The sequence below is a fragment of the Pseudomonas sp. Sample_10 genome, from assembly GCF_004321495.1.
In the GTDB taxonomy this organism is placed as follows: domain Bacteria; phylum Pseudomonadota; class Gammaproteobacteria; order Pseudomonadales; family Pseudomonadaceae; genus Aquipseudomonas.
On record NZ_RCOE01000098.1, the window covers coordinates 1 to 15,530 of the forward strand.

The 15,530-nt window shown below is 61.4% G+C and carries 9 protein-coding genes; 1 reads left to right on the forward strand and 8 read right to left on the reverse strand.

Translation table 11 applies throughout. From position 1 onward, the window contains the following. Positions 1-381: 381 nt before the first annotated feature. The 5 genes from D8U18_RS09055 to pvdM form a co-directional block, all read right to left on the reverse strand. On the reverse strand, positions 382-2,862 hold the full coding sequence (locus D8U18_RS09055) for a TonB-dependent siderophore receptor (protein ID WP_130904174.1): 2,481 nt from the start codon (positions 2,860-2,862) through the stop codon (positions 382-384). A 241-nt stretch (positions 2,863-3,103) separates the two neighbouring features. Beyond that, positions 3,104-4,750: a cyclic peptide export ABC transporter gene (locus D8U18_RS09060; protein ID WP_131107463.1), complete on the reverse strand. Its 1,647-nt coding sequence runs from the start codon at positions 4,748-4,750 to the stop codon at positions 3,104-3,106. Positions 4,751-4,928: 178 nt separating this feature from the next. Next, positions 4,929-5,801 carry a formylglycine-generating enzyme family protein gene (locus tag D8U18_RS09065; RefSeq protein ID WP_131107464.1) on the reverse strand — a complete coding sequence of 291 codons (873 nt, stop codon included), beginning with the start codon at positions 5,799-5,801 and terminating at the stop codon, positions 4,929-4,931. A gap of 112 nt (positions 5,802-5,913) precedes the next feature. Then, a complete protein-coding gene (locus D8U18_RS09070) occupies positions 5,914-7,206 on the reverse strand; it encodes an aminotransferase class V-fold PLP-dependent enzyme (protein ID WP_177435008.1) in 1,293 nt (430 codons plus the stop codon). A 29-nt stretch (positions 7,207-7,235) separates the two neighbouring features. Further along, the gene (pvdM, locus tag D8U18_RS09075; RefSeq protein ID WP_131107466.1) at positions 7,236-8,585 is read right to left on the reverse strand and encodes a pyoverdine-tailoring dipeptidase-like protein PvdM; all 1,350 of its coding nucleotides are present in this window, start codon (positions 8,583-8,585) and stop codon (positions 7,236-7,238) included. Between the two features lie 254 nt (positions 8,586-8,839). Here pvdM and D8U18_RS09080 point away from each other — a divergent pair, with 254 nt between their 5' ends. Further along, a complete protein-coding gene (locus D8U18_RS09080; protein ID WP_131107467.1) occupies positions 8,840-10,459 on the forward strand; it encodes a PvdJ/PvdD/PvdP-like protein in 1,620 nt (539 codons plus the stop codon). Positions 10,460-10,592: 133 nt separating this feature from the next. On the opposite strand, the gene D8U18_RS09085 is transcribed toward D8U18_RS09080, so the two are convergent. From D8U18_RS09085 to D8U18_RS09095, 3 genes are read right to left on the reverse strand one after another with little or no spacing between them, the layout of a single operon-like run. Further along, positions 10,593-11,987, reverse strand: a complete 1,395-nt coding sequence (locus D8U18_RS09085; protein ID WP_131107468.1) for an efflux transporter outer membrane subunit — start codon at positions 11,985-11,987, stop codon at positions 10,593-10,595. 7 nt (positions 11,988-11,994) lie between these two features. Continuing rightward, positions 11,995-13,968, reverse strand: a complete 1,974-nt coding sequence (locus tag D8U18_RS09090) for a MacB family efflux pump subunit (RefSeq protein ID WP_056854873.1) — start codon at positions 13,966-13,968, stop codon at positions 11,995-11,997. Then, positions 13,969-15,141: an efflux RND transporter periplasmic adaptor subunit gene (locus D8U18_RS09095; RefSeq protein ID WP_130906821.1), complete on the reverse strand. Its 1,173-nt coding sequence runs from the start codon at positions 15,139-15,141 to the stop codon at positions 13,969-13,971. It abuts the gene before it with no gap. Positions 15,142-15,530 lie beyond the last annotated feature (389 nt).

Sequence of the window (15,530 nt, forward strand, 5' to 3'; positions counted from 1 at the left end):
GCGTGGGAACGATCCAAAGGTGGCGGGGTGGGTGCGGTCGAGGGTGTGAGATGAACCCAGATCGTTCCCACGCTCTGCGTGGGAATGCCTCAACGGACGCTCTGCGTTCGGCTGTTGAAGGGACGCGGAGCGTCCCGGGCTGCGTTCCCACGCGGAGCGTGGGAACGATCCAAAGGTGGCGGGGTGGGTGCGGTCGAGGGTGTGAGATGAACCCAGATCGTTCCCACGCTCTGCGTGGGAATGCCTCAACGGACGCTCTGCGTTCGGCTGTTGAAGGGACGCGGAGCGTCCCGGGCTGCGTTCCCACGCGGAGCGTGGGAACGATCCATAAAAAAATGCCCGCATCTCACGATGCGGGCATTTTCAGCTCAGCTCAACAGCTCAGAAGTCGTACTTCGCCGTGAGTTGGAAGTTGCGCGGCTCGCCATAGAAGGTGGTGCCGAAGTTGCCCAGGCCCGTCAGGTACTTCTTGTCGAAGACGTTGTAGGCGTTGGCGGTGAAGCTCAGGTGTTCGTCGTACTGATAGCGGGTCATCAGGTCCACGAGGGTGTAGCCGCCTTGCTTGAGATTGACACTGGCGCCTTGACCACTGCCATCCACATTCGGGTTGAAGGTCTGGCCGTAAAACGCACTCTGCCAGCTCACGCCACCGCCGACGGTGACCTGGTCCAGGGCGCCAGGCAGACGGTAAGTGGTGAACGTGCGCACGACGTGTTCCGGTTTGGTGGTCGCCAGCGGGAAGCCGAAGATGCGCTGTTCTTCCTTGTCGCGGGAACGGGCGTAGGTGTAACCAGCCGACACGTTCCAGCCTTCGGCCAGTTCACCGGCCATTTCCAGTTCCACACCTTTGGTGGTGGCGCCGTTGGTTGGCTTGTAGACGTCCTGCCCGGTGGCGGTGTCGGTGGTGACGTACTGGGCGACGTTGTCCTGTTCGATGCGGAAGAAGGCCAGGCTGGCGTTCAGCTTGCCTTCGAAGTAGGCCGCTTTCAGGCCGGTTTCATAGCTGTTGCCTTCCACCGGATCCAGGGTCTTGCCGCTGGCGTCCTTGTAGATCTGCGGCTGGTAGATGTTGGTGTAGCTGGCATACACCGAGTAGGTATCGTCGAGGTCATAGACGACGCCGGCGTAGGGCGTGACGACACCGTGTTCCTTATAGCTGGCATGCGTATCGCCCAGACCGGCGCCAGGGTAGTAGGTGTAATCCTCGTTGTACTTGAAGGTGCTGACGCGGCCGCCAAGGATGAACGACAGGTCGTCGGTCGGTCGCAGGCGTGTGGCCAGGTACGCGCCGTTCTGGCTCTGGGTGCGCTCGTACTTGCCGTTTTTCGGGAACTCCGGTTTGGCGATGTGGCCCTTCCAGTCGAAGATATCGCCCGGCACCAGGCCGAATTCGCTGCTGTCGTAAGTCGAACCGGTCTGCCGGGAATGGGAAGTCATGAAACCCGCCACCAGTTCATGTTCGCGACCGCCCAGGGTGAACGGGCCGGAAACGTTGACGTCCGCGGTGTTCTGCACGCGATGACCTTCCCAGCGACCCCAGTAGAAGAACATGCCTTCGCCGGTGGCACGATCCGGGTTGCCGCCGCTGGCGGACGCCAGTTGGGTGTCGTGATCGGTGGTCTTCTGATCGAGGGTGACCTTGAGATTCCAGTCGTTGGCCAGCGCTTGTTCCAGGGAGGCGAAGTAAGTGGTGCTGTCGAAATCACGACGGCTCCAGTCAGACCCCGGGTTGAAACTGCGGGAGAAATCGGTACGGCCGCCATCGGTGTAGAACGGTGAGTTACCGGTCCAGGAACTGCCGCGCGGGGTAGCGCTGGATTTGTCGACGCCCAATGTCAGCAGGGTATCGTCGGTCAGGTCGGCTTCGAGGATGCCGTAGTACAGGTCTTTCTTCTGGCTGTAGTGGTCGATGTACGAATCTTTGTCCTGCAGGGCGCCAACGAAGCGACCGCGCACGCTGCCGGAGTCGTTGAGCGAGCCGGAGATGTCGCCTTCGGTGCGGTAGTTGTCCCACGAGCCGACGGTGCCGCTGACCGAAGCCTTGAACTCCTTGGTCGGTTTCTTGCGCACCAGGTTGACGGTGGCGGCAGGGTCGCCGGCGCCGGTCATCAGGCCGGTCGCGCCTTTGATGATTTCGACACGGTCAAGGCTGGCCGAGTCGTCGCTGTTGTTCGGGTTTTCGCCGTAGACACCGTCGTAAGGAATGTTGACGCCATCGTATTGGAAGTTGGTGATGGCAAAGCCACGGGTGGAAAACTCGGTGCGGTCACTGTCGTACTTTTGCATGGTGACGCCAGGCGTATTGCGCAGCACATCACTCACGCTCTTGGAGCCTTGGTCATCCATTTGCTGACGGGTTACCACGGTCACCGATTGCGGCGTTTCGCGAATGGTCAGCGGCAGTTTGGTGGCGGTGGTGGTAGCGCCGGTGGTGTAGGAACCGGTGCCTTCGGTGGTCAGGCCCAGGGCCTGGCCGGAGATGGTGGTCGCGCCCAGTTGCAGGCTCGAAGAGCCGCCGGACATCAGCGTCACACTGTTGCCGTTGATCTGGAACGAGATGCCGGTGCCTTTGAGCAATTCGGCCAGCGCCTCGGAAGGTTCGAGCGAACCGGATACCGCACGGGATTTAAGACCGGCCACCTGGTCCGGGCTGTAGAGGATTTGCAGATTGGTCTGCATGCCCAGTTGAGTCAGCGCGCTGGACAGCGGTTGCACAGGAATACTCACTTTTACAGGTGCAGCATTGGCCATCGAGCTCCCCAGCAAGGTGGCGGTCAGCAGTACGCTGGTCAGCAAGGTTCGATGCAAGGTCGGACGCTGTACGGCCAGCGCGAGAGGTGTGCGGCATGGAAGGGATCGCATTACTGCCTGTGCTCCTGAAAGTGTCGTGCAGAGTTTTTGTTAATGGGAATTATTATTAAGACGGGGCGTGAGTGCGAAACCGGAAAAATAATTTTTTCATTTTTGAAACCTGCACAAAAACCTGTGGGAGCGGGCTTGCCCACGATAGGGCCATCACCTTCAACATGGATGTCTATTGACCCACCGCTATCGCGGGCAAGCCCGCTCCCACAGGTTCTGCGCAAGGTCTTGAAATGGGTGATCAGGCCGGGGTCAATTCGCTCACGACCCGGCCGCTTTCCATGCGCACCAGTTGGTCGGCGACATCGAAGTAACGGTCATCGTGGGAGATCACGATGATGGTCTTGCCCAGGCGTTTGAGGTCCGGCAGCAGCTCGGTGTAGAAAATCCGGCGAAAGGTCGGGTCCTGGTCCGCCGCCCATTCGTCGAACACCAGAACCGGCCGTTCTTCCAGCCAGGCATTGACCAGCGCCAGACGCTTGCGCTGGCCGGTGGAAAGGTCGGTGGTGGTGAAGTTGCCGTCCTTGACGCTGACCTTGTGCGCGATTTCCAGGCGTTGCAGGTACTTGTTGGCATCTTCCGGGATGTGCGTGTCGCCCTGGACCACGTCGTCGAACAGGTAGTAGTCGGCAAAAATGGTGGTGAACAACTGGCGATAGTCGTCGCGGTTCTGTGCATCGATGGCCTCGCCGTTGACGCGGATCTGCCCTTGTTGCGGGGTGTACAGGCCCAGCAGCAACTTGATCAGCGTGGTCTTGCCGCAGCCGTTTTCGCCGACGATGAAAGTGATGTCGCCCTGTTTGATGGTCAGGTTGACCGGACCCAACTGGAACGGTGTGGCACCGTCCACCGACGGGAAGGTGTAGCGCACGTCCGCCAGTTGCAGTTGGTGCACGGCGGGTTTGACGTCGCCCTGATCGCTGAGCAACAGGTGCGGCTCTGGGGTGGAAAACTGTTCGGACAATTGAGCGATGCGGCGAAAGGCAATCTGCGCGCGGCTGACGATCGGCAAAGTACTGATCAGGTGTTCCAGCGGGCCTTTCATGTACAGCAGCACCAGCACGAAGCCGCTCATCACGGTCTTGTCGGCGCTCGGCCAGAAGGTTTGCAGCGCCAGGGCCAGGCCGATGACCACGAAGAACAGCATCGAGCCGAAGGTCTTGGCGATGACGAAAGTATTGATCGAGCGCACTTGGGTGTTGCAGATGAATTCGGCGGTGCCCTTGATGCCCGAAGTGAACATGCGCTGGCGGCGTGGGCGGTGAATCCGCAGTTCCTTGGCACCTTCGGCGATGGCGTTGTAGTGCTTCTGCAACTCGTCTTCGGCATCGCGGGCAGCCATGAAGCCCTGTACGCCTTTGCTCTGGGCATAGGCCTGGATCGCCGTGCCGATCAGGATCGCGGCCAGCATGATCAGGAACATCGGCCATGACAGGATTGCCAGGTAGCCCATGCAACCGAGGGTCACGGTGACGGAAATCGCCAGCGGCGCGAAGGCGAAGGCGAAATCACTGATGGTGTCGACGTCGTGGGTCAACACCGGGATCAGTCGATGGCTGCGGTAGCGTTCGATCTGTTCGATCGGTGCCGACAGGACTTTCTCACCCAACTGTTTACGCAGTTTCGCGATGATGTGCTGGCCGACATAGTTGGTGCCGATGTCGGAGCAGATCGAACTGGCCAGCGCCAACAGACACAGGCCGGCGAACAGCGCCACCACGCCCTGGGTCAGGCCGTCCGAGTGCAATGCGTTGTTGATGGTCGCCAGCAACACCGTGACGCTCAGGCCGCCGACCATGCCCAGGAAAATGGACGCGGCGACGATCAGTCGAAAGGGTTTGAGCAGGGCGAACAATTCGCCGATGGCGCCGCGAGTGGGCTGGGTCATGGAAGACTGTTCCTTGGGTCGTAAGGCAGATACCCAGTAGAACGTCTGGTCGAGGGGTTAATTTAGCGTCGGTTGACTGGTGGTGACCGTCGCTCGAATGAATGAAGGTGACGCGGAGCGTCACGGGATGCATTCCCACGCGGAGCGTGGGAACGATCAATCAACCCTGTGGTGTGCCTTAGAGCTGGCGCACTACGCGAAAGCCTATCCAGTCCCCGCGTTCCTGTGGGTATTGGCTGTTGCGGTTGCCGGAGCGGGAGAACACCGGCGCTTCACCCCAGTCATTGCCGCGGATGCGCACGGCTTCGCAGTTGGCTTCCAGCCAGGCACTACCGTCGGTGGGGGCGCCGACGTAGTTCGGATGTTCGCAATCCTCGACCCATTCGTAGACGTTGCCATGCATGTCGTACATGCCGAAGGCGTTAGGCGGGTAGCTGCCGACCGGTGAGCTGTAGCTGTAGCCGTCAGCCGGGCCGTAGGTGTTGGCGTGCCTGGCGATGCTGTATTGCTTGCCTTCATCGAACGGGAAGGGGAACGGACCCTTGGTACCGCCGCGTGCCGCGTATTCGCGCTGGGCTTCGCTGACCATGCTGTACTTCTGCCCGGTTTTCTTCGACAGCCAGGCGACGTAGTTTTTAACCTCATCGAAGTTCATGCACACCGCTGGCTGGCGCGGGGTCTGTGGATAACGCGGCTTGCTGGCGATGCACTCGCGACCGGGTCGGGTATCGCCGTTGGCGATGGTCACGCCGCTTTCCTTGACGTAGCTGTCCCACTCGCCTGCGGTGATCTGGAAACGGCTCATGGCGAACGGCCTGGCGAACGTCACGTCATGCATCGGTCCTTCATCGGGCTCGCGGCCGACTTCGTCATCGGGGGTGCCCATGGTGAAGGTGCCGGCGGGCAAAACCACCATTTCCGGGCAATCGCGGCAGTCCTTGAATACCTTGCCCGGTGGCGTTGGTGTGGCGGCGTGGACGGCGGTTGGCAGCAGGCCGGCCATAAGAATGGACAGGGCGAGGGCCCTGAGTGGCGGCAGATCACTGTTCATGTGTCATCTCGATAAAAAGGTGAGAGTCGAATCTGTAGGAGCCAGGCTTGCCGGCGAAGGCGATGTGATGGACGCCTTCGCCGGCAAGCCTGGCCCCTACGAAAATCAGGCGTCAGGCGATTTTGTTGAGTAAGGCCATGAAACGGTCGATTTCGCTTTCGCTATTGAGCAGACCCGGGGCAATACGGATCACCGGGCCGACGTCGCGGTCGACCGAGTCGCAGACCACGCGGTTTTGCATCAGTGCGCTGGCGATCTTTTCGCAATCCTGCTGCTTGACCCTGAAAAACGTGAAACCGGCCGACAGCTGCGGACTCTGCGGGGTAACCAGCTCGTTCCGCGGCTGTTCCAGCAGCCGCAGCTTGGCGTAGGTGTTGAGTTCATGAATGCGCGCCTGGACGTCGGCCTTGCCCAGGTCCAGGTGCAGCTTGAACGCTTCGTCCGCCGCCCAGCGATGTTCGAAACTGTGATAGCCGCCGGGGGTCATGATGGTTGCGAAATCGGTGGCTTCGCCGAAGGTCGGAATGATCGGCGTGACGTCCTTGACCTCGGCCGAGCGCGCGCAAACGATCCCGGTGCCACGGGGGCCGAACATCCATTTGTGGGTGCCGGCGATGAAGAAATCGCAGTGCATGTCGGGGAAGTCGAGATTTTCGACACCGAAGCCGTGGACGCCGTCGACCACGTACAGCAGGCGGTCCTTTTCTTCGCGCTGGCGGTTCAGTTCTTCGACGAGCTTGCCGATTTCACCGATCGGCAATTTCACGCCGCTGCCCGATTGTACCCAGGTCATGCCCAGCACGCGGGTTTCGGGGCGGATGCCCTTGGCGATCGAATCGAGCACTTCGTCCACGGAAATGTCGTGGCTGTTTGCGAACAGCTTGAGTTTGCGCACCTTGGTGCCCTGGCGTTGCTGGCGGAATTCCAGGGTGTAGTGGGTCGAGTAATGCTCGTGTTCGCTGACCAGGATTTCCTGGTCCGGGCGCACCTGAATACCGCCGTAAATCATCGCCAGGCCTTCGGTGGTGCTGCCGGTCAGTGCGATCTGTTCAGGCGTGGCATTGAGGTAACGGCCAGCCCAGACCCGCACGTTGTGCTCGCGTTTTTCGGTTTCCTGCAGGTCCCAGTCCATGGCGCGGCCGGGGTTGCGGTCGATGTTGGCGCGGTGCATGTCGATGGCGTTGCGCACCGGCGTCGGGTGCGAGGTCACCAGGAAGTTGGCGAAGTGCAAGTAGTCCGGGTCTTGATTGAACAGCTGGCGCAGTTGCGCCCATTTGCCCTTGGCCAGGGGTTGCGATGGCTGCTGTGGATTGCCGGCCAGCGCCGGCAGATTCACGCCGGCAGCCAGCGGCAGGCCGGCGGCGAGAATACCGGCCTGCTTGAGGAATGAACGACGGTTGGTCATGGCTTCGGCTTCGCTTGGCAAATGTGGCATCAGTTTTTGGCGACGGGTCTGGAGGATTTCTCGACCTGATCCCAGACCCGCAGAAAATTGCCGCCCCAGAGCTTGGCGATGTCGGCTTCGCTGTAGCCGCGGCTGATCAGCTCGGCGGTGACGTTGCGCGCCTCGCTGACATCCTTCCAGCCATCGAGGCCGCCGCCATCGTTGAAGTCGGAGCTGATGCCCACGTGGTCGATACCGATTTTCTTCACCGCGTAATCAATCGCATCGCCGTAATCCTTGAGCGTGGCCTTGGGTTCTTCGTCGACGATGGCGTAGAGCTGGCTGGCGTACTCGCCAAAACGTTGCTCGGACCAGACCGTGATGACCGGATCCCCCGGCATCAGCGCCATCTCCAGACCTTGCAGCGGTTGCAGGTCGAAGCGCGCACGCAGGGAGTTGAGCTTGTCCTGCGTGGCCTGGCTCAGCGGGCGGATGTAGGTCGGGAAACCGACAATCTGCACCACGCCCCCGCTGTCCTTGATCAACTGCATTTCGTGGTCGCTGAGGTTACGCGGAATATCCACCAGCCCGCGGGGCGCCGAATGCGAGGCGACCATTGGCGTGCGGCTCAACCGGGCGACTTGTTCCAGGGCTTTGGTCGACATCTGCGACACGTCGATGATCACGCCCAAATCATTGAGACGGTGCACGGCTTGTTTGCCGAGGTCCGAAAGCCCGCCGAGGGCGTCCCGCGAATCATTGAAGAACGGCAATGGCCGCGACGAATCGGCCCAGGCGTTATTGCCCACGTAGCTGAAGCCGAACATGCGCATGCCGCGCGCGGCCCATTTGTCCAGGGCATTGAGGTCGTTGCCCAGCGGGTAGGCGTTGAGCATGCTCATGAAGATCGCGAACTTGCCTTCGCCATGCAGGCGACGGAAATCATCAGGGGTGTAGGCGATGGCCACCTGATTGGGGAAGTCACGCACCAGCGTGGTGATGATTTTGTAGCGGGTTTCCTGTTCGAAGCGTGCTTCTTCAATGAAACCGGCGGTGGGGCGATGGGGTGCGTTGGGGCCGTTCCAGATTTCCGGCCAGCCGAAAATGGTCAGCGCGGCACCGGAGAGGCGACCGCGAGCGGTTTTCACCAGGTCGAACTGGCCGCTGCCGTCCTTGTCGGCTTCGTTGCCGGCAGTGCCCAAGTCCATCGGCACGGTGATGTGGCTGTCGAACGAGAGCAGGCGTTCGTGCAATTCATCGGCCTGCTTCATCACTTTGACCGGGTAACCGGGATTGTCCTTGAACCAATAATCCCAAGCCGCGAAGCCGGCACCTGCGCTGATCGCCAGGGCCAATGGCAGGCCGATGTAAAGAGCCTTTTTCGAACGTGGTTTTGTCATTGCCGTCTCAGTCAGGTTCGCCGCGGGGGGCTTTGCTATCTGGGAGGAACGAGTGGGCAGCTGAAGAATTTAGGTGATTGCACTGGCCTCATCGCTGGCAAGCCAGCTCCCACAATGGACGGTGGTGTTCACATAATCCCATCCAAACTCGATACCTGTGGGAGCTGGCTTGCCAGCGGTGCTTTTAAATTTCGCAGGGCAACAAACGTTCTAGCTTGGATAAAGCCTGCTCCATGGCTGACACAGGTAGGGCAATGACGATTTCTCGACGATGGTTCATGGCGGGCCTGGCGCTGACCGGCGCTGCCGTGCCTGCGGCTTTTTATGGGCATCGCCAATGGACGAAACCGGACCCGACAATCACGCCGGGTGAAGCTTCATTCGATGTCGCGGATGTCGCCGGCCAGCGCTTGGCGGACACCCTGCGCGGAGTCTGGCAGATTCGTTTCGAAGGCCGTGACGCAGGTCTTGAAGGTTTGCCGCGCGAAGGGCTGGAAGTGTTTCTCGACATCGGTCACAAGGGCCGTGGCCTGATCGGTTTTCTCGACACCGCTGAACGTCTGCGCTCCAGCGAACAACCCCGCTACCGGGTGCTCGGTGATCTGGCCGGTGCCAAACCGGCGCAGTTGAGCTGGCGACTGGTGAGCGCGACGGGAAGCTGCGATTACGAATTCAGCATGGCGCTCGATGAGGTCTGGGCCGGGTTCGGCAATGCCGGCAGCGGCTCACTCAGTGGTCGCGTGCTGGATCTGGATCGACCCTTGATGCTGACGGTGCAGGACAACCGTTTTGTCGCCGTGAAAAAAGTCTTCCCCGAAGCCCGGGAGCGCACCGGTTTGAACCCGCCGCTATTGGCGTGGCTGACGTCCCAGGAGCATCGCCTGTTTCACCAGCTCTGGCATGCGTCCCGGGACAAGTGGCATACCTTGCCCGAAGACAAGCGCAATGCCTTGCGCGGTATCGGCTGGCAACCCGGCCCGCGGGACCAGGAGCGAGATGCCCGTGGCAAACGCAAGGATCGCAACGGCTCGGGTGTGGATTTTTTCTTTATGCACCGGCACATGCTCGGCACCGCACGTTCGATGCAGGATTTGCCATCGTGGACGCATTTTCCGCTGCCGCAGCCCGAACTGGCCCGGGACCGCATCGGCTTCGCCAACTATTTCGACAATCACGACGGCACCGCACTGCCGCCGACCTGGCGGGCCGAGGACGATGACGAGTACTCGCAGTGGGTCAGCGATATCAAGACTGCCGAGACCTACCACAGCAATTTCCAGGTTTGGGAATCGCAGTACCGCGATCCGCGTTATCTGTCGAAGTTGACGCTGGGGCAGTTCGGCTCGGAGGTGGAGTTGGGTCTGCACGACTGGCTGCACATGCGCTGGGCCTCGGTGCCGCGTGACCCATCCAACGGTCAGCCGGTGCCGTTCGCCCGGGATCCGGCGGACTTCTCGGCGCGTTGGTATGCGCCGGAAAACGATTTTCTCGGTGATCCGTTTTCCTCTCACGTGAATCCGGTGTTCTGGCATTTCCATGGCTGGATCGATGATCGCCTGGAAGACTGGTTCCGCGCCCATGAGCGCTTTCATCCGGGGCAGGTCAGTCGGCTTGAGGTCAACGGTGTGCCGTGGTTCGCACCGGGGCGTTGGGTCGAGATCGCCGACCCGTGGCTCGGTCCGGCCACCCATGGTTGCAGCACCACACCGGGGTTGCAGGCCGGCAAGTCTGTGGAAATGGACCCGGAAACCATGAAGCTGGCGCTGCGGATTACCTTTGGCGAGGATGAAAAGAAACTCGAAGACCTGTTTCGCAAAGTGCCGCAACGACCTTGGTATGCGCGGCATTTAAAGGCCAAACAAAGTCAGGCCTGAGCACCGCAGTGATCGTTCCCACGCTCCGCGTGGGAATGCAGCCCGGGACGCTCTGCGTCCCATCCAGAGCCGAACGCGGAGCGTCCGTGGAGGCATTCCCACGCAGAGCGTGGGAACGATCAATCGCCACAAATCACATAGCCTGCCACCCACCCCCAAGCGCCTTGTACAGCGCAATACTCGCCTGCATCCGCGACAGCCGCAGTTGCACATTCAAGTCCTGCGCCGCATACAGCGTGCGCTGGGTTTCCAGCACGGTCAGTAAATCCTCGGCCCCCGCTTCATAGCGACTTTGCGCAAGGTTGAACGCGGTTTGCGCCTGTTGCAGTTCTTCACTTTGCCACTGCCGTTGTTCGTCCAGCCCGCGAATGCTGTTCAGCGCTTTTTCCACGTCGGCGAAACCATTGATGATTGCGCCACGATAGGTTTCCAGCAGCTCTTGCTGTCGCGCTGTGGCCTTGTCGCGTTCGGCGCCGAGGCGGCCATTGTTGAACACCGGCGAGAGCAAACCGGCGGTGAGGTTGTAGAAGGGACTGCGCAGAATGTCTGCGGCACGATCGGCGCCGGAGCCGATTTCCGCGCTCAGGGTCACGGTCGGCAACATGGCGGCGCGGGCTACGGTGACGTCGGCCTGGGCGGCGGCCAGTTGTGCTTCGGCGCGGGCGATGTCCGGTCGACGGCTGAGTAATTGGCTGGGCACCCCGGCATCAATGGCTGGCCATGACAGTTGATCGAAGCGCTCCTGGCCCAAAGACAATGCCTGCACCGGACGGCCGAGCAGGGTGGCGAGGCTGATCTGCGCGTCCCTGACCTGCTGCTGCACCAGTGGCAACTGGCGTTGCTGCGCGGCCACCAGGCTTTTCTGCTGAGCCAGTTCCAGCGCCGTCGCCGAGCCCGCGTCAAAACGGGTCTGCACCAGTTTCAACACACTCTGCGCGTTGGCCAGATTCAACTCGGCAATGCGGCTTTGCTCTTGCAGCGACAAGGTCTGTGCGTAGCCGCTGGCCACGCCGCTCAGCAGCGTCAGCTCAACGGTCGCCTGATCGAATTCGCTGGCGCGCAGGGCAAATTGCGCACTGTCGCGGGAGGCACGCTGGCCGCCCCAGAAATCGACTTCGTAACTCGCGGTGAGATTGGCGTCGAAGTAATCCACAGCGTCATTACTGCTGTCGGCGTCGAGTTGGCTGTAACCGCTGCCGCGCAGCAGTTTTTGCCGGTTGGCGTTGGCCCCGGCCTTGACTTCGGGCAACCGTGAACCACCAGCGACTACCGTTTCAGCCTGTGCCTGGCGCACTCGGGCGATGGCAGCGGCCAGGTCGTAACTGCCGACCCGGGCCTGTTCGATCAGCCGTCCCAGTTGCGGGCTGCCGAAGCGGTTCCACCATTGCTGATTGTCGTGAACGGCGCCTGCGGTGTGCGGCGATTGCCAGGCGGCGGGCGGCACAACGCCGCTGTCCGGGCGCTGGGCAGGGCTGCCGCAAGCGCTGAGCAACAAACACAGAGTCAACAGGCTGAGTGGCGGCTTCATCAATCGTTTATTCACTGGTAAGGGCCGTGACCGGGTCGAGTCGAGCAGCTTTGCGGGCCGGCATGAAGCCGAAGACAACACCGGTGACCAGGGCGCAGCCGAAGGCGCCCAGCACCGCTATCAGGGAGAAGGCGACCGCGACTTCGCTGAGGACCAGCACGCCACCGACGATCAGCGCCAGGGCAATTCCGGCGAGCCCGCCGACGACCGACAGCATCACGGCTTCCGTCAGAAACTGGCGCAGGATATCCCGCTGCCGGGCGCCGGTGGCCATGCGAATACCGATCTCGCGAGTGCGCTCACGCACAGTCATGAGCATGATGTTCATCACACCGATACCGCCCACCAGCAGCGAAATCGCGGCAATCGAACCGAGCATCAGCGACAGGGTGTTCTGCGTGCGCGCTTCGGCCTGGATCATCGCCGCGTTGTTGGTCAGTTCGAAATCCTTCTTGCCGTTGTGCAGGCGCAGCATCAATTGCTCGATGGCGCGTTCCGTTTCCTTGACCTTGCGCGCATCGGCGGCGGCAATCGCGATGTACTCCGGGTTGTGTGTGCCGAACAGGCGCACGCTGGCGGCGGAGTAGGGGATGGCGATGCGGTCGTCGCTGTCGGAGTCGCCGGAGCTGGCACCTTTTTCCGCCAGCACCCCGACCACCTGGAACGGCACGTTCTCGATCAGGATGTATTGGCCAATCGGGTTGGCCACGTCCTTGAGCAGTTTAGTGCGGACCTTATGGCCGATCACCGCCACGGCTGCCGCGTTCTGTTCGTCGGCTTCGGTGAAGTAACTGCCTTCGACTACAGGCCAGTTGAAGATCGCGGGGAAGTTGGTGTCGTTGCCGCCGACGTAGCTCAAATGGTCGAGGTTGCCGAAGCGCACCCCGGCTTCCTGGCCGTTGACCGGCATGATGCGCATCACTTGCGGCAGGCTGGCCACGGCCTTGACTTCGTCGAGGGTGACGATACCCAGCGGTGTACGCGGGTTGGGCGACGATCCGCTGAGGTAAATGATGTTGGAGCCGAACGCGCCCATCTGCGCCATGACCTGACGCTTGCTGCCTTCGCCCACGGCCAGCATCACCACCACCGAAGCGACGCCGATGATGATCCCGAGCAGGGTCAGCGCAGTACGGAACTTGTTGATCCACATCACCCGCCAGGCGGCCTGGACCGCGTCGACCAGTTCGCCTTTCCAGGCACCGGTAGCTTGGGCACCTTCGCTCAGGCGCTTACGCAAATCGACGGCTTGCAGTGCACCGGAGGTTGCCGACTGTTGCGCGGCGGGATTGTCACGGGCGCTGTCGCTGATGATCAGGCCATCGCGTATTTCAATGATGCGTTTGGCCCGGGCCGCCACTTCGCGATCGTGGGTGATCAGGATCACGACGTGGCCCTGGCTCGCCAGTTCGTCAAGCAGCGCCATGACTTCCTTGCCGCTGTGGCTGTCGAGGGCGCCGGTAGGTTCGTCGGCCAGGATGATGTGGCCGCCATTCATCAAGGCGCGGGCAATCGACACCCGTTGCTGTTGCCCGCCCGAGAGTTGGTGCGGGCGGTTGCCTGTACGCGCGCCCAGGCCGAGGCGGTCGAGCAGGGCGGCGGCGCGGGCGTGGCGCTCGGCAGCCGGAGTGCCAGCGTAGATGGCCGGCATCTCGACGTTTTCCTGGGCCGAGCCGGATGGAATCAGGTGGTAACCCTGAAACACGAAGCCGAACGCTTCGCGGCGCAGCCAGGCCAGTTCGTCACTGTCGAGCGCCGCGACATTTTCCCCGGCGAAGCGGTACTCGCCCGAGGTCGGCCGGTCGAGGCAGCCGAGGATGTTCATCAGCGTCGACTTGCCGGAACCGGACGCGCCGACAATCGCCACGAATTCCCCGGCATGGATCGACAGGTCAATGCCGCGCAACACGTGAACTTCAGGTGCGTCGCCACCGCCATAGGCCTTGCGGATGTCCTGCAGTTCGATCAGGGGCGTTTGCATTCAACCGCCACTCCCGTCGGCCGGGCCGATCAACAGGTGATCGCCTTCTTGCAGGCCGTCGAGAATCTGCACCCGCAGACGATCGCTGATGCCGGTGCGGACGTTGCGTTGTTCGATGCTGCCGTTTTTGGCAACCACTTGCGCGGTCTGGCTGCCGGCTTGTTTTCCTGCCTGCAGCGCCGCAATCGGCGCGGTGAGAACGTTTTGCGCCTGATCGGCGACAAAAAATACCTGGGTGGTCATTTCTGCCATCAACGCGTTGTCGGCGTTGTCGACGTCGAGCAGTACGGTATACAGCACCACCCGAGCGCTGCCGCTTTTGCTTGAACTGGCGGGGCTGCCACCACCCTGACTGGTTTGGTCGAGAGGTTTTGGCGGCACCGGCAGAATTTGTCGCACGGTGCTTTTCCAGCGTCGGGCGCCACCGCTGAGTGTGGTGAACCAGGCCGTCATGCCGGGTTTGACGTGGCCGATATCGGCTTCAGAAACTTCGGCCCAAACCGTCATCGGTGACAGTTTGGCGATGCGCAGAATCAACGGCGTCTGCTGCTGGGCATTCAGGGTCTGGCCCTCGCGGGCGTCGAGTGCGACTACGGTGCCGGACATCGGCGCGTAGATCCGAGTGTAGCCGAGTTCGGCCTGATCGCTGCGCAGGCTGGCCTGGGCCTGGCGAATCTGCGCCTGGAACATGTCGATGCGCGCTTGGGTGGCGCGCAGTTCGGCCTGGGCGGTCTGCACATCTTCTTCGCGGGTGGCGCCACCGGCCTTGAGATGCTGTTGACGCTGGAATTTTTGCCGGGCGAGTTCGTGCAGCGCGCGCTGTTCTTCAAGCTGTGCCTTGAGGTTTTCGATGGAAAAACGTCCAGCGTCGAGTTTGGCCTGTTGCGTGGATGGATCGATTTCCACCAGCAACTGGCCTTCCTTGACGACATCTCCGACTTCCACATGGATCTTGTGGATTTGCCCGGACGCCTGCGCGCCGACATCGACATAACGCCGCGGTTGCAAGGTGCCTAGCGCGGTCACGCTGCTTTCGATATCGGCGCGGGTGACCTGCACCGTGACGAACTGGTCTCGGCCAGGAGGGATGATCTGCCAGGCGGCGACGGCGATAACGGGGATCAGACAGAGCGCAGCAAGCAGGGCGCGTCGGGCGGGACGGGGACGTTTCATGCAGGGTTCCGGCCAAAGGATTTCGGCCCGTCGTTCAGCGCGGGGGGGCGGATAGAGACGGGTAGCTGTCCTGTAAACGAAGAAGCCATTGGGGAATTTAGCCTGGGACATATGGCGTGACAGCTGCCGCGTGCCTGGGTGATACAACCATCCTGTGGGAGCTGGCTTGCCAGCGATAGCGGTGGATCAGTCAGTGAATGTGCCGGCTGATACTCCGCCATCGCTGGCAAGCCAGCTCCCACAGGTATTGTGTAATTCGGAGGTTTCCACGGCCCGGCAACTATTTGTCAGCCAAGACAAAGCAATACTTTAAATCTATATGAGAATTACTATAAATTACGCAGCTCAGTTGCCACTATCGTGCCATTGCCTGTTTTCTGGTCGATGAA

Coding starts and splice junctions, on each gene's coding strand:
- D8U18_RS09055 (WP_130904174.1), bottom strand. CDS start 2,862: ATGCGATCCCTTCCATGCCGCACACCTCTCGCGCTGGCCGTACAGCGT.
- D8U18_RS09080 (WP_131107467.1), top strand. CDS start 8,840: ATGACGATTTCTCGACGATGGTTCATGGCGGGCCTGGCGCTGACCGGC.
- pvdM (WP_131107466.1), bottom strand. CDS start 8,585: ATGACAAAACCACGTTCGAAAAAGGCTCTTTACATCGGCCTGCCATTG.
- D8U18_RS09060 (WP_131107463.1), bottom strand. CDS start 4,750: ATGACCCAGCCCACTCGCGGCGCCATCGGCGAATTGTTCGCCCTGCTC.
- D8U18_RS09090 (WP_056854873.1), bottom strand. CDS start 13,968: ATGCAAACGCCCCTGATCGAACTGCAGGACATCCGCAAGGCCTATGGC.
- D8U18_RS09085 (WP_131107468.1), bottom strand. CDS start 11,987: ATGAAGCCGCCACTCAGCCTGTTGACTCTGTGTTTGTTGCTCAGCGCT.
- D8U18_RS09065 (WP_131107464.1), bottom strand. CDS start 5,801: ATGAACAGTGATCTGCCGCCACTCAGGGCCCTCGCCCTGTCCATTCTT.
- D8U18_RS09070 (WP_177435008.1), bottom strand. CDS start 7,206: ATGACCAACCGTCGTTCATTCCTCAAGCAGGCCGGTATTCTCGCCGCC.
- D8U18_RS09095 (WP_130906821.1), bottom strand. CDS start 15,141: ATGAAACGTCCCCGTCCCGCCCGACGCGCCCTGCTTGCTGCGCTCTGT.